This is a genomic window from Streptomyces sp. NBC_00075 (genome assembly GCF_045041225.1).
In the GTDB taxonomy this organism is placed as follows: Bacteria; Actinomycetota; Actinomycetes; order Streptomycetales; family Streptomycetaceae; genus Streptomyces; species Streptomyces adonidis.
This window is the reverse complement of the sequence record NZ_CP108243.1, coordinates 9,032,615-9,055,467: the sequence shown is the minus strand read 5'-3', so window position 1 is coordinate 9,055,467 and position 22,853 is coordinate 9,032,615. Positions and strand designations below refer to the sequence as shown.

General features: G+C 71.6%; 16 protein-coding genes and 1 pseudogene. 6 read left to right on the top strand and 11 right to left on the bottom strand.

Translation table 11 applies throughout. From position 1 onward, the window contains the following. Window positions 1-17 precede the first annotated feature (17 nt). The 8 genes and pseudogenes from OG787_RS39685 to OG787_RS39650 form a co-directional block, all read right to left on the bottom strand. A complete protein-coding gene (locus OG787_RS39685) occupies window positions 18-6,551 on the bottom strand; it encodes a DUF4157 domain-containing protein (protein WP_405538491.1) in 6,534 nt (2,177 codons plus the stop codon). Beyond that, window positions 6,548-6,880, bottom strand: coding sequence for a hypothetical protein (locus OG787_RS39680; protein ID WP_405538490.1), 333 nt, complete (start codon window positions 6,878-6,880; stop codon window positions 6,548-6,550). Before OG787_RS39680 ends, OG787_RS39685 begins: the two co-directional genes overlap by 4 nt. After that, window positions 6,871-8,853, bottom strand: a complete 1,983-nt coding sequence (locus OG787_RS39675; protein WP_405538489.1) for an ATP-binding protein — start codon at window positions 8,851-8,853, stop codon at window positions 6,871-6,873. The genes OG787_RS39680 and OG787_RS39675 overlap by 10 nt, the downstream gene beginning before the upstream one ends. A gap of 3 nt (window positions 8,854-8,856) precedes the next feature. Then, entirely contained in the window at window positions 8,857-9,780 is a 924-nt protein-coding gene (locus OG787_RS39670; protein ID WP_369034723.1) for a DUF4255 domain-containing protein, read from the bottom strand. Window positions 9,781-9,844: 64 nt separating this feature from the next. Next, on the bottom strand, window positions 9,845-10,588 hold the full coding sequence (locus OG787_RS39665; RefSeq protein WP_369034724.1) for a hypothetical protein: 744 nt from the start codon (window positions 10,586-10,588) through the stop codon (window positions 9,845-9,847). Then, window positions 10,581-11,021, bottom strand: a pseudogene (locus tag OG787_RS39660) (hypothetical protein); the annotation flags it as partial. The gene OG787_RS39665 and the pseudogene OG787_RS39660, both read right to left, overlap by 8 nt. A 725-nt stretch (window positions 11,022-11,746) precedes the next feature. Further along, the gene (locus OG787_RS39655; RefSeq protein WP_369034725.1) at window positions 11,747-12,271 is read right to left on the bottom strand and encodes a phage tail protein; all 525 of its coding nucleotides are present in this window, start codon (window positions 12,269-12,271) and stop codon (window positions 11,747-11,749) included. Window positions 12,272-12,289: 18 nt separating this feature from the next. Continuing rightward, the gene (locus tag OG787_RS39650) at window positions 12,290-14,155 is read right to left on the bottom strand and encodes a phage tail sheath subtilisin-like domain-containing protein (RefSeq protein WP_369034726.1); all 1,866 of its coding nucleotides are present in this window, start codon (window positions 14,153-14,155) and stop codon (window positions 12,290-12,292) included. A 373-nt stretch (window positions 14,156-14,528) separates the two neighbouring features. Between OG787_RS39650 and OG787_RS39645 the strand changes: the two genes are divergently transcribed. Beyond that, window positions 14,529-14,957: a YchJ family protein gene (locus OG787_RS39645; RefSeq protein WP_369034727.1), complete on the top strand. Its 429-nt coding sequence runs from the start codon at window positions 14,529-14,531 to the stop codon at window positions 14,955-14,957. Here the strand turns inward: OG787_RS39645 and OG787_RS39640 are convergent. Beyond that, window positions 14,954-15,655: a FadR/GntR family transcriptional regulator gene (locus OG787_RS39640; protein ID WP_369034728.1), complete on the bottom strand. Its 702-nt coding sequence runs from the start codon at window positions 15,653-15,655 to the stop codon at window positions 14,954-14,956. The genes OG787_RS39645 and OG787_RS39640 overlap by 4 nt on opposite strands. A 96-nt stretch (window positions 15,656-15,751) precedes the next feature. On the opposite strand from OG787_RS39640, the gene OG787_RS39635 reads away from it, so the two are divergent. From OG787_RS39635 to OG787_RS39615, 5 genes are all read left to right on the top strand, one after another. After that, a complete protein-coding gene (locus OG787_RS39635; RefSeq protein WP_369034729.1) occupies window positions 15,752-16,273 on the top strand; it encodes a gluconokinase in 522 nt (173 codons plus the stop codon). A 76-nt stretch (window positions 16,274-16,349) separates the two neighbouring features. After that, window positions 16,350-17,747, top strand: coding sequence for a gluconate:H+ symporter (locus tag OG787_RS39630; protein WP_369034730.1), 1,398 nt, complete (start codon window positions 16,350-16,352; stop codon window positions 17,745-17,747). A gap of 43 nt (window positions 17,748-17,790) precedes the next feature. Then, complete coding sequence (locus tag OG787_RS39625) at window positions 17,791-18,549, top strand: SDR family oxidoreductase (RefSeq protein WP_369034731.1); 759 nt, start codon at window positions 17,791-17,793, stop codon at window positions 18,547-18,549. A gap of 44 nt (window positions 18,550-18,593) precedes the next feature. Then, window positions 18,594-19,622 carry an L-idonate 5-dehydrogenase gene (locus OG787_RS39620; RefSeq protein WP_405538487.1) on the top strand — a complete coding sequence of 343 codons (1,029 nt, stop codon included), beginning with the start codon at window positions 18,594-18,596 and terminating at the stop codon, window positions 19,620-19,622. Between the two features lie 612 nt (window positions 19,623-20,234). Beyond that, window positions 20,235-21,389 (top strand): hypothetical protein, encoded by a 1,155-nt coding sequence (locus tag OG787_RS39615; protein ID WP_405538486.1) that lies wholly within the window; start codon window positions 20,235-20,237, stop codon window positions 21,387-21,389. A 1-nt stretch (window position 21,390) separates the two neighbouring features. Here the strand turns inward: OG787_RS39615 and OG787_RS39610 are convergent, their stop codons facing one another. Both OG787_RS39610 and OG787_RS39605 read right to left on the bottom strand, forming a co-directional pair. Then, entirely contained in the window at window positions 21,391-22,035 is a 645-nt protein-coding gene (locus OG787_RS39610; protein ID WP_405538485.1) for a cytochrome b/b6 domain-containing protein, read from the bottom strand. After that, window positions 22,019-22,777: a molybdopterin-dependent oxidoreductase gene (locus OG787_RS39605; RefSeq protein ID WP_369034735.1), complete on the bottom strand. Its 759-nt coding sequence runs from the start codon at window positions 22,775-22,777 to the stop codon at window positions 22,019-22,021. Before OG787_RS39605 ends, OG787_RS39610 begins: the two co-directional genes overlap by 17 nt. Between the last annotated feature and the right edge of the window lie 76 nt (window positions 22,778-22,853).

Genomic DNA, 22,853 nt, shown 5'->3' with positions numbered 1-22,853 from the left:
TGTGCGCGATCTGCTCATCACGAGTTCCTCACCTCGGCGATGATCGTCCATGGGCCGCGAGGACCGTGCGAGATGACGTCGATGATCTGATACGCCGTATTACTGGGCAGCAACAGTTCACGCTGGTCAGGGTACTTGCTGGTCCGGCCGAGCCACAGGGCCGGCGAACCGGCCGGAACGCTGAGGCGAATTCGGTACGGGTTCGCGGAGAAAGTCGACTCGCCGCCCACCGAAGTGGACATGAATCCGGGCTCCCGTTGAGTGGTTCCCACCAGACGGTCTACTTCATTGGGGAAGCTCCTGTTGAGCCCGTTCATGAAGTTGATGTCACCCAGTGATCGGTGCACCTCCAGCCCTTCGGGCAACCGGTGTGCCCGCGTGGCCTCGTCGATCAGGACGTTGCTCTCCAGAAATGCTTCCGGTGTCGGGTAGGCGCCACCGAACAACAGCTTCAGCCGTTCCTCGGGACTGGCGTGCTCCTTCATCCACCGTGCGATGGCACGCCGCTGCCTGCTGTAGGACTGTTCGGGTGTGGCGGCGGAATCGCCGACGGCGAGGATGCCCTTGAGCCTCTGCTTGTCGCCGTCGGAGAGGTCCGTACGCGACAGCGCCGCTTGGAGGTCCTCCGGGGTGTAGTGACCGTGTCGCCCGGTGCCCGTCGCGCCCATGATGCCGGTGAGAAGTCTCCGCGGTCCGGGGAAGAGACCGGGATCACGCCAGCCGGCCAGCAGCTCTTCCGGGGAATCGTGCAGCCGCAGCATCTGGTTGTAGACCCAGCCGTAGTCGGAGTATTCGAGGGCGGCTCTCCGCTGGTCCCGGGGGAGGTCGCGCATATGGTGCCCGAGTTCAGCCTCTCCGTATTGTTCGGCGTTCCTGTTCTGTTCCTCCGAGGTGAACTGCCGTGTTTGATCGGCGTTCTCGTTGAAACGCCTGATCTCGTCCGCGCCGACACGGCTGAACATGTCCCAGTGCCCGGCGCCGAATCTCCGTGAGGGATTCAGGAGCGCCGTGAAGTCGAACGATTCGCCATTGTCGTTCACCGCGAGCCCGGTCAGGCGATACCAGGTTTGCAGCCCCCGCAGCACAGCCCGGAGCACAGGCTGCGGAATACCGCGCTGTAGCAGCGCGTTCAGTTTCGGCTCAAGACGCGCCACGATTTTCCTGAGCCGTTCTTCCTTCGACTCCTTGGACTTCTCGTCCTTCTTCCGCCGGTCCTGGTCGCGCCGCTTCTGCTCGTGCTGCCGTCTCTTGTCCTCGCGGAGCCGGTCCTTCTTCCGTTTGAAGGAGTCACGCAGCTTCGACGCACCGTTCTTGAGCGCCTTGCCGACCTTGCTCTTCTTCAGCTTCCTGCCGAGTGTCCTGGCCGCATTGCCGACCTTCTTCAGAGCGGACTTCACGGCCCCCTTGGCCTTGGCCAGGTTCTTGCCCGCGGGGGACTTGGGCTTCTTCGGCTTTGTGGGCTTGGGGCCCTCGATCTCCTTCTTCTTCCGAGCTCCCTCAGGAGTCCTGTCCTGGACGGAAGTCTGGTCCTTGCCGGGGGTCCGGCTCTTCTCAGGCGACCGGTCCCTCGACGAGCCCTCGACCTCGGCAGGCTTCGCTGCCGCAGGCTCCTGTTTCGCCGGCCCCTTGGGCGTGGCCGTCTCCTTCGGCTTCACCGGAGACTTCGGATCCGGTGAGGTCTCGCCCTTGGGCCTGTGGGGAGTCGCCGGTTCCGCGACCTTCTGCTTCGCGTTGCGCATCGCCCCCCGCGCGCTGTTGACCGCGTTGCCCGCCGCCGACCTCGCGCCCTTCCCCGTCCGCTTCAGGCCGTCCATGATCTTCTGGGACATCGCCTTGAGTCGCTTGCCCACGCCCTTCGTCGCCGAAGAGAGCCTGATCATCAGGAAGTTGGCGATGAAGTCGAGGAGGGCCACCACGCCCGCCGCGACCGCCTCCGCGAAGAGGCATGCCGCCGGGCCCGCCTTCACCGCCTTCAGATACGCCCAGAACTTCCCGAACGCCGCCAGGATCGAGCTGACGGACTGCCAGGCCGCCATCAGGCCCTGGACGATCGTCAGGATCGCCCCCGCCGCCGGGACGATCATCGAGACGACCTTCTCGATGACCAGTGACGCGATCATCATCGGCAGCGACGCGATGATCGCGTCCCACGCCATCTTGCCGATCTGCTTGAGCGAGACGCAGCCCTTCACCAGGACGTCGATCACGGCCTTGCCGAGGCCCAGAATGCCCTCGACCTTGGTGTCGAACCATCGCTTCACGCCCACCTTGATGGCACTCCACAGGTGGTCGGTGATCCCGGTTTTCGCCGAGCTGCCGGCCTTGCCTATCCAGCCGCCCGGGTCGGGCGCGATGTCGGCGACCAGCGCCGCGAACTTCCCGAGCGCCTCGATCGCCGCCTGCGCGAACTTGATCGCGCCCTCGATGACGGCCTGGTAGGCCTTGATGATCCCCTTGATGCCCGCTTCCAGGACGTCCAAGAGCTTGTTCAGGCCCGCCGCGAGCACGTCCAGCAGCGCGTTGACCGCCTTCTTCAGGCCGTCCGCCAGCTCGTTGACCTTGGCGACGGCCGCGTCCCGCAAGCCTTCGATCGCGTTGCGGAACTTGTCCCGCAGTTCCGGGAAGGCGGCCAGGAGGACGTCCCCGATGGCGATCAGGGCATCGGCGAGCGCGTTGATCGCGCTGATCGCAAGATCACGTACGAAGTCGATGGCCTTGTCGGCCCACTCCTTGAACGTGTCGATGATCCCGTTGACCACCTTGCGGGCGGCGTCGAACACCGCGGTGACCGCCGCGAGCAGTCCCTCGAAGAAGTCGGCGACCTTGTCGGCGATCCAGCCGAACAGGCCCCCGGAGGGCTTCTCCTCCTCCTTCTTCTTCTCGGCCTCCTTCTCGGCGTTCTCGCGCTCGGTGTCGATCTGCGCGTTGTCCTTGTCCTTGCGCTCGCCGACCTCCTTGTCCTTGTCGTCGCGCGCCTTGACGATCTCCTTGTTCTTGGTGCCGTGCTCCTCCTCGGACTTCGTGTCCGCGTCCTCGATCTTCTTGTCCTGCTCGGCCCGCCACTCCTCACGTTGCGCCTGCGTCTCGCGGGCGACCCGGCCCCGTTCGGAGGTCTGCTTCTCGGTGTTCTGGGCGACCTCGCGGTCGATCTCGGCCTGCTTCTCCTGCTTGGCCCGCTGCTCGCCCTGCCGGTTCTCCTGCTCCTTGGTGCCGATCTCACCCTGCGCCTGGCCCGCGGCGCCCTGGATCTCGGAGCCCTTCTCCTGCTTGGCGACGGCTCCCACGCCCGCCTTCGGCTTGGACATGGCCCGCAGTCGGCCGCCCTTGCCGCCGCCCGCACCACCGCCGGAGGCCTTCCCAGAGAGCTGTTCCGCGGGAGCGTCGGGGAAGATCTGGTCCTCGCCCATGGGCTTGGCCGCGTCGGCGCGGCCCGTCGTCTGTAGGTCGGACTGCTTGTCCTTGAGCGCCTTGGCCTGGTCGTCGGTGCGCTTGGGGTCGCTGGCACCTTCGAGCCGGATCTTGGGGGCCGGGCCGACCGTCTTGTTCTGAAGTTCGGGGTCGGTGGTCGGGACGGCGTCCACCGCGGCCTCGACGTTCGCCGCCTCGGCCTCGCTCAGCCCCTTGTCCGGCACGGCGGGCGGAGGCGGCGGCGGAGTGTTGTCCGTGGGCCGCTGCCCCTCGGCCTTCGCACTGCCCTTCGCCTGCTGCTTCTCGCCCTGCTCCTCCGGGCCCAGCTTCTCCACCCTGCCGGTGACCTGGGCGGCAGCGGGGGCCGCCTCGGGCGGCGCCGACCGTGTCTGCGGCGCGCCCGAAGGCCGTTCCCGGGTGGGCGGGTTGGCGTCGAGCCGCTGCTGCTCCTCGCCGATCTTCTTGTCGGCGGCCGCGTCGACGCCGGGCATGGCGGCCGCCGCCTGGTCGGGCGCCAGCTTGCTCACGGTCTGTACGGCGGCCTTGGGGTCCTGCCCCGAGACGTCCGGCGGCTCCTGCTCCTTCTCCTCGGGCGCGGCCCCGCCGCCACCCCCGCAACTGCCCGCGCCACCGTCGTCCTTCTCGGCGGCGGGCTCGGGCGGCGCACAGCCCCCGCCGTCCTTCTCCAGGGACGCCTCCGGCCTGGGGCCACCGGTGTCCGCGCTCTGACCGGGACCGGCGGTCTGCTCGGCGGCCGGGCTCACCGCCGCCTGCGCGGCGGACGGTGCGGCGCCCGGCCCGGCGGCGGTCGTCGGCCCGCTCTTCTCCGCGCCGCCCACCGCTCCACGCGGTGCCGCGCCAGGGCCACTCTCCTTGGGGATCCGGCTCTTGGCCGGGGGCGCCTCACGCTCGGACCTGGGCGGTTCCGCCCCGCGCCGGGCGGCCGGCGAGGGGTCGCGGTCCTCCACGGGCGTACGGGGAGTCTGTGCACCGGCGGGCCGGGACACGGCGGACACCAGCGTGCTCGTGGCCGCCGCGGCCGGACCGAACCCCGACTCCGCCCCCGTACCCCTCGCTCCCCTGCTCCGCTCCTGCCGTTCGCTCTTCTCGTCCTGCGCGTCCTTGGCGTCGGGCCGCTCGTCGGAACCGTCCGCCCCGGCCTCACCGGCGTCATCGGTGTCCTTGGCCTGGTCCTTCTCCTGCGCCTGCTCGGAGTCGGGCTTCTCGGCCTCCGGTTCGGGCCGCTCCTTGTCCTCGGTCGCGGGGTCCGGGCCGACCTCCTGGTCGAGCGGCCTCCCGGTCTCCTGGAGATCCTTGGTGTTCCGGTCCTGGGCCTGCGCGGCGGGCCCGTTCTCCGGCTGCGGCGCCTCACCCTCGACAGGCCCCTCATCCTGACCGGGCGCCTTCGCCTCGGGACCGGCAGAGTCCTCGTCCTCCTCCTGTTCCCGCTTCTCCCGCTCCTGCTCGATCTTCTCCGCCTTCGTCGGCGGCGGGGTGGGGAAGGTGGGCGGCGACGGTTCGGCGGCGCCCGGCTGGAGCTGGTCCGCGGTCGGTACGGCGGACAGGTCGAGGTCGGCCTCGGGCAGATGGTCCTCGGGCTTGATGGCGGGCTCGCGCTCGGCGTCCGGCGCACGCTCGCCCTCGTCCTCACCGCCCGCGACCTCCTCGTCGGCGCCCGCTTCGAGGCCGAGCGGCTGCTCCTCCTCGCGCGGATCGCCGTCGGCGCCCCCGTCCTCGTCCTTCTCGTTCAACCCGTGCTCGGACAGGGCGGAGTCCGGTTGTTCGGCCCGCTCGTCGACCTTCTCCGGCCGTACGGGACCGGGCTGGCCCTTCTGCTTCGGGTCCAGCTCCTCTCGCCTGGCCCCGGCAGCCGGCTGGGTCTGCTGGTCCTTGCGCCCGCGCTTGTCCGCCCCCGGAGCATTGGCCTGCTCCGGGTCGGCCTCCTCGCGTTCGCGCTGTTCCTTGCGCTCCTCCTTGGCCTGTTCGGCCCCCTCCTGCCGGCCCTGGACACGCTCGTCGGCGGCCTCGTCGGTCCGTTCCCGGTCGGCGGCGGCCTTCTCGTCCTCCTGCTGCTGCTCCTGCGCGGCCTGCTGCCGGGAGGCGTTGCGCTCGTCCTCCTGCTCGGTGCGCCGGGCGGCCTCCTGGTCCTCGGTGGCCGCGTCCGCACGTGCCCGGCTTCGGTCGCTGCCGCTCTTCTCGTCACGGGCCCTGGCGTCCTGCTGCTCCTCGCGGGCGTCAGCGGCGCGGCTGTCCTGGGAACCCCGGTCGGACTCCTGCTTCTTCTGCCACTGGGTACGTTCGACACCGAGGGCCTCGAAGAGGTCGATCTCGGGCAGCGGTACGTCGGCGGACCGCAGCTCGACCGGGCCGGGGCCGGCCTGCTCCGCGAGGTCCAGGAGACGTTCGTACTCCGGTGTGAGCAACCGGGCTTCGAGCCGCTCGATGACCGAGTCCTCCAACTGCTCGGACATCCGGGCCAGTTGGAGACGGACCCGGCCGGAGGCATCGGTGGGGTCACCGCGCAGCGAGCGCAGGACGCCACCCGCGAGCCGGTCGACGAGGGTCGCGGGGTCGACGGCCTCGGCCCGCATCCGGTCGGCGTCGACGGTCGCGTAGCGCAGCCAGCCCGGGGTGGCCTGCCCCTCCGCCACCTCCGGCACGGCCTGCTCGTCCCCGCGTACGAGTTCCTGGGCGGCGGACTCCGCCTCCCGCTCGATCGCCTGCTGCGGCACACTCACCGCGCCCAGGTCACGGCCGGCCCGCAGCGCGCCGAGCCCGTGCGGGTTCTGGACGGTGTGCAGCAACTCGTGGGCGAGCAGGCGCTGTCCGTCCGCCGTACCCGGGCGGAAGGCGCCCTCGCGGAAGAGGATGTCCTGGCCGACGGCCACCGCGTCCGCGCCGAGCAGTTCGGTCAGCTGGGCGGCGTCCCGGCCGGTGTGCAGCCGTACGCGGCTCAGGTCGTGGCCGAGCCGCTCCTCCAACTCCCGTCGTACGCCGGGGTCGAGCGGTTGTCCTGCGCCGCTGACGACGTCCTTCGCGGCCGGGGTACGGGACTTGGCGCCCCGTTCCTTCCGCTTGCGCCGCCGCTGCTCGGCCGCCGACTGCTCCGAACGGGCGTCCTGGGACTGCGCGTTGCCGCTCATCGGGTCACCTCCCCCTGCCCGCTGAGCCCCTGGTGCACGGCCCGCGCCAGTTCCTGGCCGAGGCGGCGCGCGGACAGCCCGGCGGGCAGTGGCGGCAACCCGGTCAGCGCGTCGACGCCGACGGTGCCGTCGGCCGCGAGGGGCACGCCGGATTCCCGTACCAGGCGGGTGAGTTCGTGCTCGAAGGCGGCCGAGACCCGGTCGGGGTCGGCGCGGAAGCCGTCGAGGACGAGTTCCCCGATGTCCACGCGGATCGCCGAAGGTGCCGCCGGACGCCCCCCGTTGACACCGCTCACACCATTCGTGCCGTTGACGCCGTTCACACCCATCCGCGGACCTCCGTCGGCGTCAGGGAGCGCTCCAGCTTGAGGTACTCGGTGCGGGCGGCGGCGAGCATGTGCCGCATCTGGAGCCGGTCGCCCTCCTCGGCGGCGAGGAAGGCTCCGGAGAGGGCGATGTTGCGGATCGAGCCGCCCGCGACGGTGAGTTGGGCGAGGAGGGCGGAGTCGATGTCCTTCACGGGGGCCTGCGGGGGCAGTACCCGGCGCCAGATCTCGGCGCGTTCATGCTCGGCCGGGAAGGGGAAGTCGACGACGAAGCGGATGCGCCGCAGGAAGGCCGTGTCGAGGGCCTTCTTCATGTTGGTGGTGAGGATGGCGAGGCCCCGGTAGGCCTCCATGCGCATCAGCAGATAGCTGACCTCCAGGTTGGCGTACCGGTCGTGGCTGTCCTTGACCTCGCTGCGCTTGCCGAAGAGGGCGTCGGCCTCGTCGAACAGGAGGAGGGCGCCGCCGCGTTCGGCGGCGTCGAAGACCCGGCGCAGGTTCTTCTCGGTCTCGCCGATGTACTTGCTGACGACCTGGGAGAGATCGACGATGAACAGGTCGAGGCCCAGCTCGTTCGCCATGACCTCGGCGGCCAGCGTCTTGCCGGTGCCGGAGCCGCCCGCGAAGAGGGCGGTGACACCGAGCCCGCGCCGCAGGGTGGCGGCAAATCCCCACTCCTGATGGACAGTCGGCCGCTGCCGGACATGCGCGACGATCTCGCGCAGCACACTGGTCTGCCGCTCGTGCAGGACGAGGTCGTTCCAGCCCGCCTCCGGCTCGATCCGCCGCCCCAACTCGTCCATGCCGATCCGGGCCTCGTCGAGCCCGGCCCGCCAGGCGAGCCCGGCGGCGTCCAGCTCGTCCTCGCCGGGCAGATCACGCCGTACGGCCGCCGCGGCGGAACGCACCACATGCGGCGGCAGCTGGAACTGGGCGACCAGCGACCGCAGTTCACCGTCGTCGAGGTCGGCGACGTCCGCCAACGCGTCGGCCCAGAGGGCGAGTTGCTCCTCGTCGTCCAGCTTGGGGACGGTCACCCGGGTGCCGTGCGGGCGGTCCGTGCGCAGCGGGTCCTCGCTCGACACCACGACGGGTACGGCGGCCCCGGCCAGGAACGCCTCCGTCGCCGCCCGCTGGTCGCGGTCCACCTCGCCCACGTCGACGAGGAGCGCGGCGGGCAGCAGGATCGCCTCGCGCTGCCAGAGCCGGGCGAAGCGGTCCCGTTCGGCGGGGTCGCCGGGGATGTCCTCGGCGCTCACCGAGTAGAGCCCGAGCCCGGCGCGGGCCGCGGCGGCGGCGCCGATGTCGGCCCGGCTGCGCAGATCGCCGCCGGTCACCTCGACGAGCAGCGGCGCGTCCGGGCTCGTCCCGGTCGCCCAGCCGGCCGCGACCCGGCTCGCGGCCAGGTCGTACGAGGGCGGGAGCCGGTCCGGCACCGGCGCGCGGCGCAACTGGCCGTGCAGGCGGGCGTCGAGGTAGGGCGAGCCCAGCAGGAAGTGCAGGATGCGTTCGTCGAGGCGGAGCCTGGAGGTCGTCAGCTGTGAGTCGTCGGCCGGCTCGACGATCCGCCAGCGGCGCAGCGGCGCGACCGGGGTGAGCGCGCTCCAGTGCGGCTCGGCGAGCGCGGCCAGGGTGAGCGAGAAGGTCGGGTACGCGCGCTCCGGGTCGCCGCATGCCGCCGCGCACCGGGCTGCGGTGGTCGGCTCCAACTCCTGGGCGGCGGTGAGGAGTACGAGGTCGCGCTCGAAGGGGGTGAGGCCGAAGCAGGTGACCAGGGCGTCGAGGGGGGCGGTCGCGGGACCGGCGGGCACGGGCATACCGGCGGACCGGGTGCCCTCGACGGGCCCGGTCTCCTCGTCGGCGTGCGCCGCGTGGGCGTCGACGCGGGCCAGCACACGCCGGATCTCCGCCGTGAGCGTCGTCGCACCGCCCGTGGCGGACGTACCCGTCGTGCCCGTCCCCTCGCGCATCCCCATGTGCTAACTGCCCCCGTTCGTCGTGTTCTCGGTGTCGTCGGGCGCGGCGGCGGTGCGCTTGGCCGCGCCGCGCGCGGATTTGCCACCCGAGCCCGGCTCCGTCGCCTTGGCCGGCTGTGCGGCCTTGCGGGAGCGGGCCGGTGCCGCCTTCGCCGGTGCCTTGGCCGCGGCCTTCTTGGCGGGTGCCTTCGCGACGGCCTTCCCGGGCTCGGGGGACGACGACTCGGCGTCCGCCTCCGAACTCCCGCCTTCCGAACCGGCGCTCTGCGCACCCTCGTTCACGGGCAGCGCCCGCCCACCAGGCACCGGCGCTCCCGGTGCCCCGAACGGCAGGACGCGCACGTCGGAGCGCTGGACCGGCGTCGCCGGGACCGGTGTCTCGCGGCCCTCGATGAGGACGAGGGCGGCCTGGTAGACGACCGACAGCGAGTACGGGGTCTGGTAGAGCATTCCCCAGAGCTTCGACGTCTCGTCGACGTCCATGACCGTCGGCGTGAAGCGGACGCGCTGCGCCGATTCCAGCAGGTCGCTGCCCGCCAAGTACGGCTTCTCACCGGCCTGTTCGATGACGTCCCTGGGCAGGACCGGTATCTCGTGCAGGGTGCGCACGACGGACCCGATCAGCCGCTGCCCGACCAGTTCGTTCTCCTCGCCGTACGCGCTGATCAGGAAGTGCAGGTCCAGTGCGGCGGCGGGCCGCTTGACGAGCGTGCCGTCGGTGGCGCGGGTCGGCAGGTCGTTGTTGCGCTGGGAGGTGTTGGGCGTGACCTGGTAGAGGAACACGGAGATGGTCGGTTCGCCGGAGGGTTCCGTCGGCGGCTTGCTGGGCTCGACCTTGACGGCCCGGTCGAACTCCGGGCCCAGGTTGTTCTCGATCAGCAGGGCGAGGGCCTGGGTGACGTGGGCGATGGCAAGTGCGTTGCTCATGATGTCGGTTCCTCGGTCCCTCTCGGCCTGCTGTGTGCTGTGTCGGTCCCGCTGTGTGTGCGGTTCACTCGCGCCCCCGGGCCAGATAGTCCGCGAGGCTCACGGTCGCGCCGGGCCTCTCGGCGGCCGTCGTACGCCGCCGCGCGGCTCCGGCGGGCGCCGCCGCCGTGACTTCGAGCCGCCCGATCCGTACCTCGACCACCTGTTCGGGGGCCCGTCCGGGCCGACGTGCGGCGGCCTGTCGTACGGCCTCGCGGGCCGCCGCCGTGTCCGCGGTGCTGGGGCGCAGGGACGCGGACACGGCGGCGCGGGAAGCGGTGTCCGGGCCCGGGGGGCTGGGCACGGGCACCGCGGTCCTGGTGGAGCCGTCCTCGGGGCGCTGCCCGCCCGCCGTGCGGCGCGCGGGTCCGGCGACGGGACGCGGGCCGGGCAGCAGGGGCGTGACCGGCCGCAGCAGGGGCCCCTCGGGGTCGGCGGTGCGCGGCGCGGGGGCGGCGGGCCGGCCGTCGTACACGCGTTCAATGTCGTGTACGACGGTCCGTTCGCGTTCCGGGCCCGGGCGCGCCCCGGACACCGCGGGGCGCGGCCGGTCCGGGGCCGATGCGGCGGCAGCCGGCGCGGCGGCGGGCCACAACGGGGCGGCCTGGCCGTCCGGGTCGGGCGCCGGGGCCCGTACCGCCTCGACACGCTCGAACGGTCCGGGCAGCCGGGGCCGGACCCGGGCCGCGCCCGGGACGGTTCCGGCGGTGTGCCGGGCGATGAGCCGGTCGAAGAAGTCGGGAACCGGCGCCCCGTCAGCGTCAGACATCCGCACACAGCTCCAGGTAGTAGCGGCGCCGCAGCGGGCTGAGCGCCAGGATCTCCGGCTCGCTCCAGCCGTACGCGGTGGCGAGCAGATGGACGTCGAGGAGCACGTCCCGTGCCCAGGCGTCCAGTTCGGTCCACAGGTAGGAGGCGATGTCGAGTTCGGCCCGCGTGGCCGCCCCGCACTCCGGGCAGGCCACGTTGAGCGCCAGATCGGCGCCCGGGTCGGCCGCCTCGACGGCATCGGCGATCCGCCGCTGCACGGGCCCGGGCAGATCGCCTGCGGCGACGGCAACCCCGTCGTGCACCGCCGACACGAGGCACCGCGCGAGCAGCGCCCCACGCGGGTCGACGGCCCGGGCGGCCACGGCCAGATCAGCAACCCCGGGCAACCGGAACTCGACGTCCCAGCCACCCTGTCGAACCCGGACGACAGAACCGCCCGCCCCGTGCGCAACAGCCTGACCGAACCCGCCCGACGGACCACCCGGCACCTCGGCCGAACCGTCAGGCCCGCTCGACCTGTCCGCCGAACCGTCAGGCCCGCCCCCCGATCCCGCCGCCGAACCCGCACGCCAGGCGTTCAGCCCGGCCGCAACCGCGCCGTCCCGTCCGGTCGGCAAACCGCCCGACGCGGACCCCAAGCCCTCGGACCTGGTGTTCGACGGGTCCGTGACCGCCTCGGCGCGCCCGGCCGACGAACCACCTGATCCGTCCGCCGAGCCCTCGCGCCCGCCGTCCAGTCCAGCCGCGCCCACCCCGCCATGCCCGGCCGACGAGCCACCCGACCCGTCCGCCGAACCCGCGCGCCCACCAGTCCCGTCCGCCCTGTCCGCCAAGCCCCCGCGCCCGCCCAACGACCCCGCCAGCTCCCCCGCATCCAGCTCGAACTCCATGTCCTCGCCGCACGCCTGGCAGCCGAGCCGTACCTGCATGCGTTCGCCGAACAGGGTTCGGCGTAGGGCGAACAGGTCCGACTCGCGTTCGCCGAGTGGGAGTTGGCGCAGGCTCGCGGTGTCGGTGTCCGGGCGGGCCGTGCGGTGCAGCAGCAGTGCGCGGCCGGGTGGCGGCTCCGCGAGGCCCGCCTCCCAGGCGGCCAGCAGTCCGGCCGCCGAGGTGATCGCCATACCGTCCCCCGATTGTTCGCTCAACTACCTTCCGGTTACGCCGGGTTGACGAAGGACGGCTCCTGGGGCTCGGGCACCTCGTAGTCCCGCTCCCAGCCCTCGCACTCCAACTTGAGCGACTGGATGGCCACCGCGTTGGCGTTGGCGTCGAGTTCGCCGAGGACCTGGTACTCGCTCGGCCAGGTCCGGTACAGCTTGTGCGACACGGCGACCTGGCCGGCCTCGTTGAGGACCTGGATGACGATGTCCTTGCGGAAGTCGGCCAGGGACACCTCGGAGCCGAGGCCCGCGCCCACCTGCCAGACCTTGTTGGCCCAGCGGTCGAACTCGGGGTCGTGGGTGACCCCGCGCTCCAGGGTGATGCCCTCGAACTCGGAGCGTCCCGGCGACTTGCGCGGGGAGGAGGGGTCGCCGCCGTGGCGGTGCTTGACGACCTCCGTGGTCCGCTTGAGCGGACTGATCTTGCTGATGCCGGCGACCGTACGACCGTCCCACAGGACCAGGAACTTGAAGTTCTTGTACGGGTCGAAGCGCTGGGCGTTGACCGTGAACTCAGCCATCGGATTCCTTCAACTCTCCTACAGGGCCGACTGGCCCGACGTCTGCTGGATCCTCACGATCACGAACTCCGCCGGGCGGACCGGCGCGATGCCCACCAGGACGTTCACCACGCCGTTCGCGATGTCCTCGTCGGTCGTGGTCTCGTGGTCGCACTTGACGAAGTAGGCCTCGCGCGGCGTGCTGCCCTTGAACGCGCCCTGGCGGAACAGGGTGTGGAGATACGAGGAGGCGTTGAGCCGGATCTGCTGCCACAGGCTCTCGTCGTTGGGCTCGAACACGACCCACTGCAAGCCCCGTTGGAGGCTCTCCTCGACATGCAGCGCGAGCCGCCGCACGGGGACGTACTTCCACTCGCTGTCGAGCGCGTCGGAGCCCTCCAGCGTGCGCGCCCCCCACACCAGCGGACCCGTCATCGGGAACGTCCGCAGGCAGTTGACGCCGAGCGGGTTGAGCAGCCCGGTCTCGCGGTCGGTCAGGTCGACCGTGAGGGAGTGGACACCGGCCAGGCGGGCCTCCGTGCCCGCCGGTGCCTTCCACACCCCGCGCTCGGAGTCGGTGCGCGCCACCACGCCCGCGACCGCGCCGGACGGCGGGAACGCGCGCAGCCGCCCGGTGAGCGGGTCGGTGAGCTGGAGGTGCGGGAAGTACAGGCCCGCGTGGTTGCCCCGGACCGCGTCGAACGCGGCGAGCCCGGCGCGGGCCGTGTCGACGCTCACCCAGGTGCTGGGCGCGTCGACGAGCAGGAAGATCCGCCGCTCCTCGCACAGCCGCCCGGCCGCCGAGACGACGGTGAGCATGTCCTCGGTCTTCTCGTACGCCGCCAGCTCGGGCAGGGCCAGCAGATTGACGTCGGCGACGCCACGCAGGGCCTGGATGCCGGTCTTGGCGGCCTCGGAGCCGATGAGGTCGCGCGGTCCCGGCGCCTCGCCGTCCTCGCCGCCCTCCAGCGGGAAGACGGGCGGGTTGACGGACGCTTCGAGGCCCAGGTCGTTGGCGCACTGGCCGAGGAACCGGACGACGTCCTCGGGGTCCGTCGACCCCGCCACGACCTGCAACCGCCGCCCGAACGCGGTGACTTCGACGCCCGCGAAGGCGTGCTTGCCCGGCGCGTCGGGCAGCGCCCGCAGCTTGCGTTCGAGCAGCAGTGCCAACTCGGCGACGCTGCACGGGGCTTCGCCGTCGCAGTCGGGGTCGTAGAGGGTGAACTCGCGCTCCACGTCACCGATCTTCACCGTCAGGTCGACGGCCAGATCCGGGAGTTCGGCGCCGAAGGGCTTGGACACGGTCCCGGACGGATCCGGCCGCCCCTCGCCGACCGCCTCGACGCGGATGAGGCGCGAGCCGGCGTTGACGACGGTCGGCGCGTACCGGCCGTTGCCCTCGTCCATGGACAGCCCGGTGAAGGACTCGCGGGCGTCGCCCTTCGCGTCGTACACCCGCAGGTTGAAGGTCTCTTCGCAGTTCGGGGTGTCGTAGTCGACGGCGACACGCAGGCCGTTGCCCCACACGCCGGGTTCCTTGGCGTGCACTTCGAGGACACGGGATCCGCTGTGCCCCTCGGTGGACTCCAGGACGACACAGGCGGCCTTCCCGCTGCCCGCCTTCGCGACCCGGACGATCACGGCGACGGAGCCGCCGTTGCCGAAGAACTGGTGCACGGCGTAGGCGACGGCGCTCTGTGAGCCGAGCCCGCCGAACCGCCGCTCGAAGTCGGCGAATCCGGTGACACGCACCGGCTCGTTCAGCGGGCCGCGCCGGGTGTGCCCCACGAACGCGGTCACCGACGTGGTCACGGCGGAGATGGTACGAGTGCTGCTGGGAAGTTCTTCGACGTAGACGCCGGGATATGTCGGCCTGGCCGCACCCACTGCTGTCGTCGGCATTCCCCCTCCAATCCCTTCTCGGGCACCGGGTCGGCACCAAGAGGCGGCAGAGGGAGAGACGTTCCGGATCCGGTGCGCACGGAAGTGTCCGGCGCGCGAAAAAGCGCGCCGGCCCCGTGACACCGCATCAGATTTCCCCCGTCAGTGCCCCGGACGGACTGCCGCCCGGGCCAAGCAACACGCTTGTGACTCCTGATGCTCAAGTGCGTAATCCACCCTTGGGGGTGGGGAGTTGAGCCAGCAAGACGTGTTTGCGCCACCCCTGGGGAAGGTTCGATGAAGACCACCGCGCACGACTCGCACGCGATGTGCGCGTGTCGGGTCAGCTGCTTCACAGGTTTCACACAGATCGTGATGCAGGAGAATGGGGGCCATGTCCCGACGTACCTCGCATCTCCGGCGGCAACGCCCTTCCACCCCTGTTCAGAGCTCCACATGTCCGTGCGGTCTTGCGGAGACGTACGAGAAGTGCTGTGGCCGATTCCACCGGGGCGAGGCGGCGGCCCCCACCGCCGAGACGCTGATGCGCTCGCGTTACAGCGCTTTCGTGAAGCGGGACGAGCCGTATCTGCTGCGCACCTGGCACCCGCGTACCCGCCCCGCCCGCGTCGAATTCGACCCGGGAATGCGGTGGACGGGCCTGGAGATCCTCGAAACGGACGGTGGTACGGCGTTCCACAGCACCGGGACCGTGACGTTCCGGGCGTCCTACCGGGGCGGTTCGCTGCACGAGCGGAGCAGGTTCGAGCGGGTCGACGGAGTGTGGGTGTACGTCGACGGGGACATCGAGGACCTCGGCTAGGGCGCGAGGATGTCCAGTTCCTGGAGGGCCCCGACCGCGATCTCCCGGGTGAGCCGCTCCGCCCGCTCGGCGTCGCCCTCGCGGACCGCCTCCGCGACCTGGACGTGCAGCGTGACGGCGGCCGGGTCGGGGTCCTCGAACATGACCTCGTGATGCGTACGGCCGGCCAGGACCTCCGCGACGACATCGCCCAGCCGGGCGAACATCTCGTTGCCGGAGGCCTCCAGGATCACCCGATGGAAGGCCACGTCGTGGACGAGGTAGCCCTCCAGCTGGTGGCCGCGCGAGTTGGCCACCATGCCCAGCGCGCACTCGGTGAGCTGCGCGCACTGCTCGGCGGTGGCGAACTTGGCGGCGAGACCCGCCGCGACCGGCTCGATCGCGGAGCGCAGCACGGTGAGGGAGCGCAGTTGGCCGGGGCGGTCGGCGCCCGCGAGACGCCAGCGGATGACCTGAGGGTCGTACACGTTCCACTCGGCCTTGGGGCGGACCGTGACGCCGACCCGGCGGCGGGACTCGACCAGGTGCATCGACTCGAGGACCCGGACGGCCTCCCGCATCACCGAGCGTGACACGTCGAAGCGCTGGGCCAGCTCGTCCGTGCGCAGAACGCTGCCCGGCGGGTACTCACCCGCGGTGATCGCGGGTCCGAGGGTTTCCAGTACATGGCCGTGCAGCCCTCGACCCGGTGTGCTCATGCACTCAGAGTACGGGGCGCGTCACACCTTCAAAAAGTCAGACTTATTGGTTCTCGGGTCTTGAATTTGTCGTACCTAATGCGTTTCATTGCGTTCATGCAGCAGACGCTTACCCCCCACGTCGTCGTGGTCATGGGCGTCGCGGGCACCGGGAAGACCACGATCGGTCCCCTGCTCGCGGCGCGGCTGGGCGTTCCGTACGCCGAGGGCGACGACTTCCACCCCGCGGCCAACATCCACAAGATGACCGCCGGGACCCCGCTGACCGACGAGGACCGGTGGCCGTGGCTGGACGCCATCGGCGAGTGGGCGCACGGGCGGGCCGGGCTCGGCGGGGTGGTGAGCAGCTCGGCGCTGAAGCGGTCGTACCGCGACCGGCTGCGGGCCGCCGCGCCCGGCGTGGTCTTCGTGCACCTCACCGGCGACCGGGCGCTGATCGAGGACCGGATGGCGCACCGCCAGGGCCACTTCATGCCGACGGCGCTGCTCGACTCCCAGTTCGCCACCCTCCAGCCGCTCGAAGCGGACGAGGCGGGCGTCGCCGTGAACGTCTCCGGCACCCCCGAGGAGATCACCTCCCGGGCGGTGTCCGCGCTCTCCTCGCTCCAGAGCGCCTGACTTCCTCAACTCCTGACTTCCTGACTTCCCGAACTCCCGAAACGCTCCGAACCACTCCGATTACAAGGGAACCCCCGTGACCAGACTCAGCGTCGAGATGCTGGCAGCGGACACCGTCGAGCCGATCACCTCGGCCGGCCATGCCCAGCTGGGTGTCGCCGTGCTGGCGGGCATCGCGCTCATCGTCCTGCTGATCACCAAGTTCAAACTGCACGCCTTCCTGGCGCTGACCATCGGCTCGCTCGCGCTGGGCGCCTTCGCGGGCGCGCCGCTCGACAAGGCCATAGCCAGTTTCACCGCCGGGCTCGGCGCGACGGTGGCCGGCGTGGGCGTCCTGATAGCCCTGGGCGCGATCCTCGGCAAGCTGCTCGCCGACTCCGGCGGCGCCGACCAGATCGTCGACACGATCCTGGCGAAGGCGTCGGGCCGGACGATGCCGTGGGCGATGGTCCTGATCGCCTCGGTGATCGGCCTGCCGCTGTTCTTCGAGGTCGGCGTCGTCCTGCTGATCCCGGTCGTCCTGATGGTCGCCAAGCGCGGCAACTACTCCCTGATGCGCATCGGCATCCCGGCGCTCGCGGGCCTGTCCGTGATGCACGGCCTGGTCCCGCCGCACCCCGGTCCGCTGGTCGCGATCGACGCGGTCGGTGCCAACCTGGGCGTGACGCTGGCGCTCGGCGTCCTGATCGCCATCCCGACGGTGGTCATCGCGGGCCCGCTGTTCTCGCGGTACGCGGCACGCTGGGTGGACGTCCCGGCGCCCGACCGCATGATCCCGCAGCGCCCCTCGGAAGACCTGGAGAAGCGCCCCGGCTTCGGCGCGACCCTGGCCACCATCCTCCTCCCCGTCGTCCTGATGCTGTCCAAGGCGCTGGTCGACATCATCATCGACGACCCGGAGAACATGGTTCAGCGCGTCTTCGACGTGGCCGGGTCCCCGCTGATCGCCCTGCTCGCCGCCGTCCTCGTGGGCATCTTCACGCTGGGCCGTCCGGCGGACTTCTCCAAGGAACGGATCTCCCGGATCGTCGAGACGGGCCTCGCGCCCATCGCGGGCATCCTGCTGATCGTCGGTGCGGGCGGCGGCTTCAAGCAGACGCTGATCGACTCCGGGGTCGGGAAGATGATCCTGGACATATCCGAGGACTGGTCGATCCCGGCCCTGCTGCTTGCCTGGCTGATCGCGGTGGCGATCCGGTTGGCGACGGGCTCGGCGACGGTCGCCACGGTCTCGGCGGCCGGCCTGGTGGCCCCGCTGGCCGCCGACATGTCGACGACCCACGCGGCCCTCCTCGTCCTGGCCATCGGCGCCGGCTCGCTCTTCTTCAGCCATGTCAACGACGCCGGATTCTGGCTGGTCAAGGAGTACTTCGGCCTGAGCGTCCCGCAGACCCTCAAGACCTGGTCGGTCATGGAGACGATCATCTCCGTGGTCGCGGGCGCGCTGGTCCTGCTGCTGTCACTGGTGATCTAGGCGATCCGAGCGATCTGGAAGTACGAGATCTAGGGGTACGAGAATGAGTCATCCTCTCTTCGACATCAGCGGCCGTACGGCCCTGGTCACCGGGTCCAGCCGGGGCATCGGGTTCGCCCTGGCCCGGGGACTGGCCGAGGCCGGCTGCACGGTCGTCCTGAACGGCCGCGACGTCGACCGCCTCACCAAGGCCGCGGCCGAGCTGCCCGGGGACATCCACACCGCCTCCTTCGACGTCACCGACGGCCCCTCGGTCGCCGCCGGTATCGCCGACATCGAGGAGCGGGTCGGCCCGATCGACATCCTGGTGAACAACGCGGGCATGCAACTGCGGGCCCCGCTGCTGGAGTTCACGGACAGCGACTGGCACCGGATCCTGAACACCAACCTCACCAGCGCGTTCCTGGTCGGCCGTGAAGCGGCCCGCCGGATGACGGAACGCGGCCACGGCAAGATCATCAACATCTGCTCGGTGCAGAGCGAGGTGGCCCGTCCGGGCATCGCGCCCTACACGGCCACCAAGGGCGCGCTGAAGATGCTCACCAAGGGCATGTGCGCCGACTGGGGCCCGCACGGCGTCCAGGTCAACGGCCTCGGCCCCGGCTACATCGAGACGGAACTGACCAGGCCCCTGGTCGACGACCCGGAGTTCAGCGCGTGGGTGCGCCGCCGGACCCCGGCGGGCCGCTGGGGCCGCACGGAGGATCTGATCGGCGGGGTGCTGTTCCTGGCCTCGCCTGCGGCGGACTTCGTCGGCGGGCAGGTGCTGTACGTCGACGGCGGCATGACCAGCGTTCTCTGACCCTGTGACCCTCTGAACTCTCTGGCACGGAAGGGATTCTCCCGATGCTCGGTTGTGTGATCCACGGTGAGGGCGACCTGCGGGTCGACGAACTGCCGGTGCCGTCCCCCGGCCCCGGTGAGGCGCTGGTGGCCGTCCGGTACGGCGGGGTCTGCGGCTCCGACCTGCACTACTGGCGGCACGGCGGGGTCGGGGACTTCCGGCTCAAGGAGCCGATGGTGCTGGGCCACGAGGTCGTGGGCACGGTCGTCGCCTACGGTGACGCCTCGTCAGGTCCCGCTGTGGGTACGGCGGTTGCCGTGCACCCGGCGACTCCGTGCGGGGCGTGTCCGGAGTGCGTGTCCGGGCGGCGCAACATCTGCCGGGACACGCGCTACCTCGGCAGCGCGGCGCGTACGCCGCATGTCCAGGGCGGGTTCGCGGCGCAAGTGGTCGTGCCGGTCGACCAGTTGAGGCCGGTACCGGATGGGCTGCCGCTGCGCCGGGCGGCTCTCGCCGAGCCGTTCTCGGTGGCCCTGCACGCGGTCCGGCGGGCCGGGGACGTGGCCGGTCGGCACGTCCTTGTCACCGGTGCCGGGCCCATCGGGTGCCTGGTCGTCGCGGCGGCGAAGGCGGCGGGGGCGGCGCGTGTGACGGTCACGGATCTGCTTCCGCAGGCGCTTCGGTACGCGACTGTCGCGGGGGCCGACGCGGTCGTACGGGCGGACGATCCCGGGGATCCCGGGTGGCCGGTGGAGGTCGATGTGGCCGTCGAGGCGTCGGGGGTGGCTGCGGGGTTGGAGACCTGTCTGCGGCTGGTGCGGCGCGGTGGGGTCGTTGTGCAGCTGGGGCTGCTGCCGCCGGGGCCCAGCCCGTTCGCGGGGAACCTGGTTGTCACGCGTGAGATCGAGCTTCGCGGGGCGTTTCGGTTCGACGCGGAGTTCGATGAGGCGTTGGCTCTGTTGGCGGTGGAGTCGGGGCTGGACGGGTTGGTCAGTGCGGTGGTTCCCGTGGGGGAGGCGGAGTCGGCGTTCACCTTGGCGGCGGATCGGGGGAGGTCTTGCAAGGTGTTGCTCGATTTCGGGGGTGAGTAGGTGATTCGTTGCCTGCGGGTGCGTCGGGGCTGGTCGCGCAGTTCCCCGCGCCCCTAGGTGGGGGTGTGCGGTCGTTCTTTGGCTGCGGGTGCGCTGTGGTTGATCGCGCAGTTCCCCGCGCCCCTAGGTGATTCTTTGGCTGCGGGTGCGCTGTGGCTGGTCGCGCAGTTCCTCGCGCCCCTAGGTGGGGGTGCGCGGTGGTTCGTTGACTGCGGGTGCGCTGTGGTTGATCGCGCAGTTCCCCGCGCCCCTGGGTGGGGCCCGGCACCCCTCGTTCTGAGGCGGGCCCGTGGCTCTTGGCAGGCGGTCCGGGGGCCTACCTAGGGGCGCGGGGAACTGCGCGACCAGCCACGACGGCGCCGCAGACAACACACCATGCGCCCGGGGCCCTACCCAGGGGCGTCGCAGACAACGCACCGCCCTGTCCCAAAGCGGGCCCCGTCGCCCATTGGGACGCCTCCGGTGTCCCTCCTCTCTCCTCCGTATCTGGGTCATCGCCGCAGGTGAACGATCCGATGACGTGCCTTCCCCCGGACCCCGTGCGGACCGATGATGTGAGGAACCCCGGTCGTTGTCGCAGTGGTCGGGGCGACCACGTCGGGGGGCGGCGGTATGGCGGTTTCGCTCGGGGTGCGGGTCTCGGGGCTGTTCGTGATCGGGGCGGTGGCGGTCGCGGCCGCCGCCTTCGGTACGGACGGGGACGGCGCGCCGCGCGGCAACGGCAGCGGAGCCAGAAGTGTCTCGCCCGCGTCACCGTCGAGCAGCCCCGGCGACGGCGGGGAGATCGGCACGGCCACCTCCGCCGCTCCCCCGCGCATCCCCGCCTCCGGGAACGTCGCCTCGCCCAAGGGCGCCGACGGGAGCGAGATCCCCGGCGGCGCCGCGACCCCGGTCCCCTCCCGCACCCCCGTCGCCTCACCCACCCCCAGCCGTACGACTCCCGGCGGCCCCACCCTGCTCACCGCGCCCGACTGGCTGCCGCCCGGCCCGGTCTCCCCCGATTCCGACGGCGTCCCCGACCCCGCCGCCGTCTACGACGATCTCCGCTCCCCCGCCCGCTGCGCGGACGCCCGGAACCTGGTCCCGGCCGCCCCGACAGACTCCGCGTCGGCCGACGAGTGGCGGGTGCTGCGTGGGCTCGCCGCCGCGTGTCTCGCCGTACAGGGGCGAGGCGGCGGTGACTGGGGAGTGGCCGGTGCGGGCTGGTCCGCGTCCGCCGGCGACGCGCTCAGCTGCAAGGGGCGTGCCGCCCGGCAGATCCTGGGCGGGCTCCTGGACTTCCACCGGCGGCATCCGACCGCCACCGTCCGGCTGGAGGCGTCGTCGGGAGGCAAGCCCGCCTGTGCGTACGGGATCGGCGCCGTGGATGTCGGCGGCGACGGCGAGGCCGCACCGGGCGACACGATCTCGGTCGAGCTGCGCGGCGCCTACTTCGACCCCGCCGAACTGCTGCGGGGCGGGGAGGTGTTCGTCGGCGGGCAGCAGGCTGCCGGGTCGCCGGTGCTCGTCTCGGCGTCGGGTGACCGGCTCGTCCTCTCCGTTGTCGTGCCGGGCACGGCAACAGGGCCGGGAGCGGGCTCAAGTCCCTCCGTCGGCGCCCACCCCGTCGACCTCCTCGTCCGCTACGGCACCACCGAGGCCGTCAAGAAGGGCGCCTTTCTCCTCGTACCCCCGGAGCAGCAGGAACCGGTCGGGCCCTCGCCCGGCGAGGGGACCGGCAGCCCGACACCGGAGCGGCAGCCGGGCCCGGGACGGCCTCAGCGCTGACTCAGGGGCGCCACAGCGGGTGTTCGCGGTCCGCCCACTCCTTGCTCACCGAGCCGGTCCGCAGGCCTCTGCGGGCCTCCGGGTCGCCCAGGGCCATGCCGATGTGGCCGGCCAGGACGATGCCGATGGTGAGGGCCAGCCAGTCGTGGACGAAGGTCGCGCTGGTGCGCCACATCAGCGGGGTGAGGTGGGTGAACCACATGAGCAGACCCGTGCCGAGCATGACCAGGGACGCGCCCGCGATCCAGGCCGCGTAGACCTTCTGGCCCGCGTTGAACTTGGCCGCCGGGCGCACGGCACGGCGCTTGTCGCGTCGGAGAGCCGCGCGCAGCCAGATCCTGTCGTGGGGGCCGAAGCGGTTCAGGAAGCCCAGGTCGGCGCGGAAACCGCGGGAGGCCAGGCCCGCCAGGACCGGTACCGGCAGGGCCAGGCCCGCCCACTCGTGGACGCGGACCACCAGTTCGCGCCGGCCGACCAGTTCGGCGAACTGCGGGATGTACAGACAGGCCGCCGTCACCACGCACACGCCCATCAGCGCGGCCGTCGCGCGGTGCACCCACTTCTGGGAGCGGCCGAAGCGGCGTACCTCCGAGGCGGACACGGAGGTGGCGGCGGAGGGCGCCGGGGTGTCAGCTCGTTGGCTCATCGTCGCGTCCGTTCGAATTGCCGACCCAGGCGTCGATGTCGTAGCCGCGGTTCTCCCAGTAGCCCGGCTGCACGTCCTCGGTGACCGTGATGCCGGAGAGCCACTTGGCGGACTTGTAGAAGTACATGGGGGCCACGTAGAGGCGGACCGGGCCGCCGTGGCTGTGGCCCAGGTTCTTGTCCTGCATGCGCAGGGCGACCAGGACGTCGGCGCGGCGGGCCTGGTCGAGGGTGAGGCTCTCGGTGTAGGCGCCGTCGAAGCAGGTGAAGCGCACCGCCCCGGCCGAGGAGCGGACCCCGGCCGCGTCCAGGAGCCGCGACAGCCGGACCCCTTCGAAGGGGGTGCCGGGCACCCGCCAGCCCGTCACGCACTGCACGTCCTTGACCATCCTGGTCTGGGGCATCGCGCGCAGGTCGGCGAGGGTGTAGGTGGCCGGTCTGTCGACGAGGCCGTCGATCTTCAGCCGGTAGTTCTCCGCGTTCTTGCGGGGTGTGGAGGACGTCACCGAGTAGTAGCGGAAGCCGCCGCCGTTCGGGAGGAGGTCGGTCAGGCCTGTCGGGTCGTTCTCCGCCGCGCCGGCGAGGAAGGACTCCATGCCGCGCTGGAGCGTCGGCGCGGCGACCACGCCGAGGGCGCCCAGACCGAGGGTGCCGAGCAGGACCCGGCGGCCGATGGGCGTACCCCGCTCCTGGCCCTCGGACTCGGCGGGCTCGGCGGGTTCTTCCGGTCGTTCGGAGTTCACCTGTCCATTCGAACACCCGCGACCCCTGTCGAGCCAGGAATCGCGGGTGCTCGTCGGACTTCCGTACCGCTTCTCA

Coding starts and splice junctions, on each gene's coding strand:
- OG787_RS39610 (WP_405538485.1), bottom strand. CDS start 22,035: ATGAGCCAACGAGCTGACACCCCGGCGCCCTCCGCCGCCACCTCCGTG.
- OG787_RS39670 (WP_369034723.1), bottom strand. CDS start 9,780: ATGAGCAACGCACTTGCCATCGCCCACGTCACCCAGGCCCTCGCCCTG.
- OG787_RS39675 (WP_405538489.1), bottom strand. CDS start 8,853: ATGGGGATGCGCGAGGGGACGGGCACGACGGGTACGTCCGCCACGGGC.
- OG787_RS39685 (WP_405538491.1), bottom strand. CDS start 6,551: ATGAGCGGCAACGCGCAGTCCCAGGACGCCCGTTCGGAGCAGTCGGCG.
- OG787_RS39665 (WP_369034724.1), bottom strand. CDS start 10,588: ATGTCTGACGCTGACGGGGCGCCGGTTCCCGACTTCTTCGACCGGCTC.
- OG787_RS39650 (WP_369034726.1), bottom strand. CDS start 14,155: ATGCCGACGACAGCAGTGGGTGCGGCCAGGCCGACATATCCCGGCGTC.
- OG787_RS39680 (WP_405538490.1), bottom strand. CDS start 6,880: ATGGGTGTGAACGGCGTCAACGGCACGAATGGTGTGAGCGGTGTCAAC.
- OG787_RS39645 (WP_369034727.1), top strand. CDS start 14,529: ATGTCCCGACGTACCTCGCATCTCCGGCGGCAACGCCCTTCCACCCCT.
- OG787_RS39625 (WP_369034731.1), top strand. CDS start 17,791: ATGAGTCATCCTCTCTTCGACATCAGCGGCCGTACGGCCCTGGTCACC.
- OG787_RS39655 (WP_369034725.1), bottom strand. CDS start 12,271: ATGGCTGAGTTCACGGTCAACGCCCAGCGCTTCGACCCGTACAAGAAC.
- OG787_RS39635 (WP_369034729.1), top strand. CDS start 15,752: ATGCAGCAGACGCTTACCCCCCACGTCGTCGTGGTCATGGGCGTCGCG.
- OG787_RS39620 (WP_405538487.1), top strand. CDS start 18,594: ATGCTCGGTTGTGTGATCCACGGTGAGGGCGACCTGCGGGTCGACGAA.
- OG787_RS39640 (WP_369034728.1), bottom strand. CDS start 15,655: ATGAGCACACCGGGTCGAGGGCTGCACGGCCATGTACTGGAAACCCTC.
- OG787_RS39615 (WP_405538486.1), top strand. CDS start 20,235: ATGGCGGTTTCGCTCGGGGTGCGGGTCTCGGGGCTGTTCGTGATCGGG.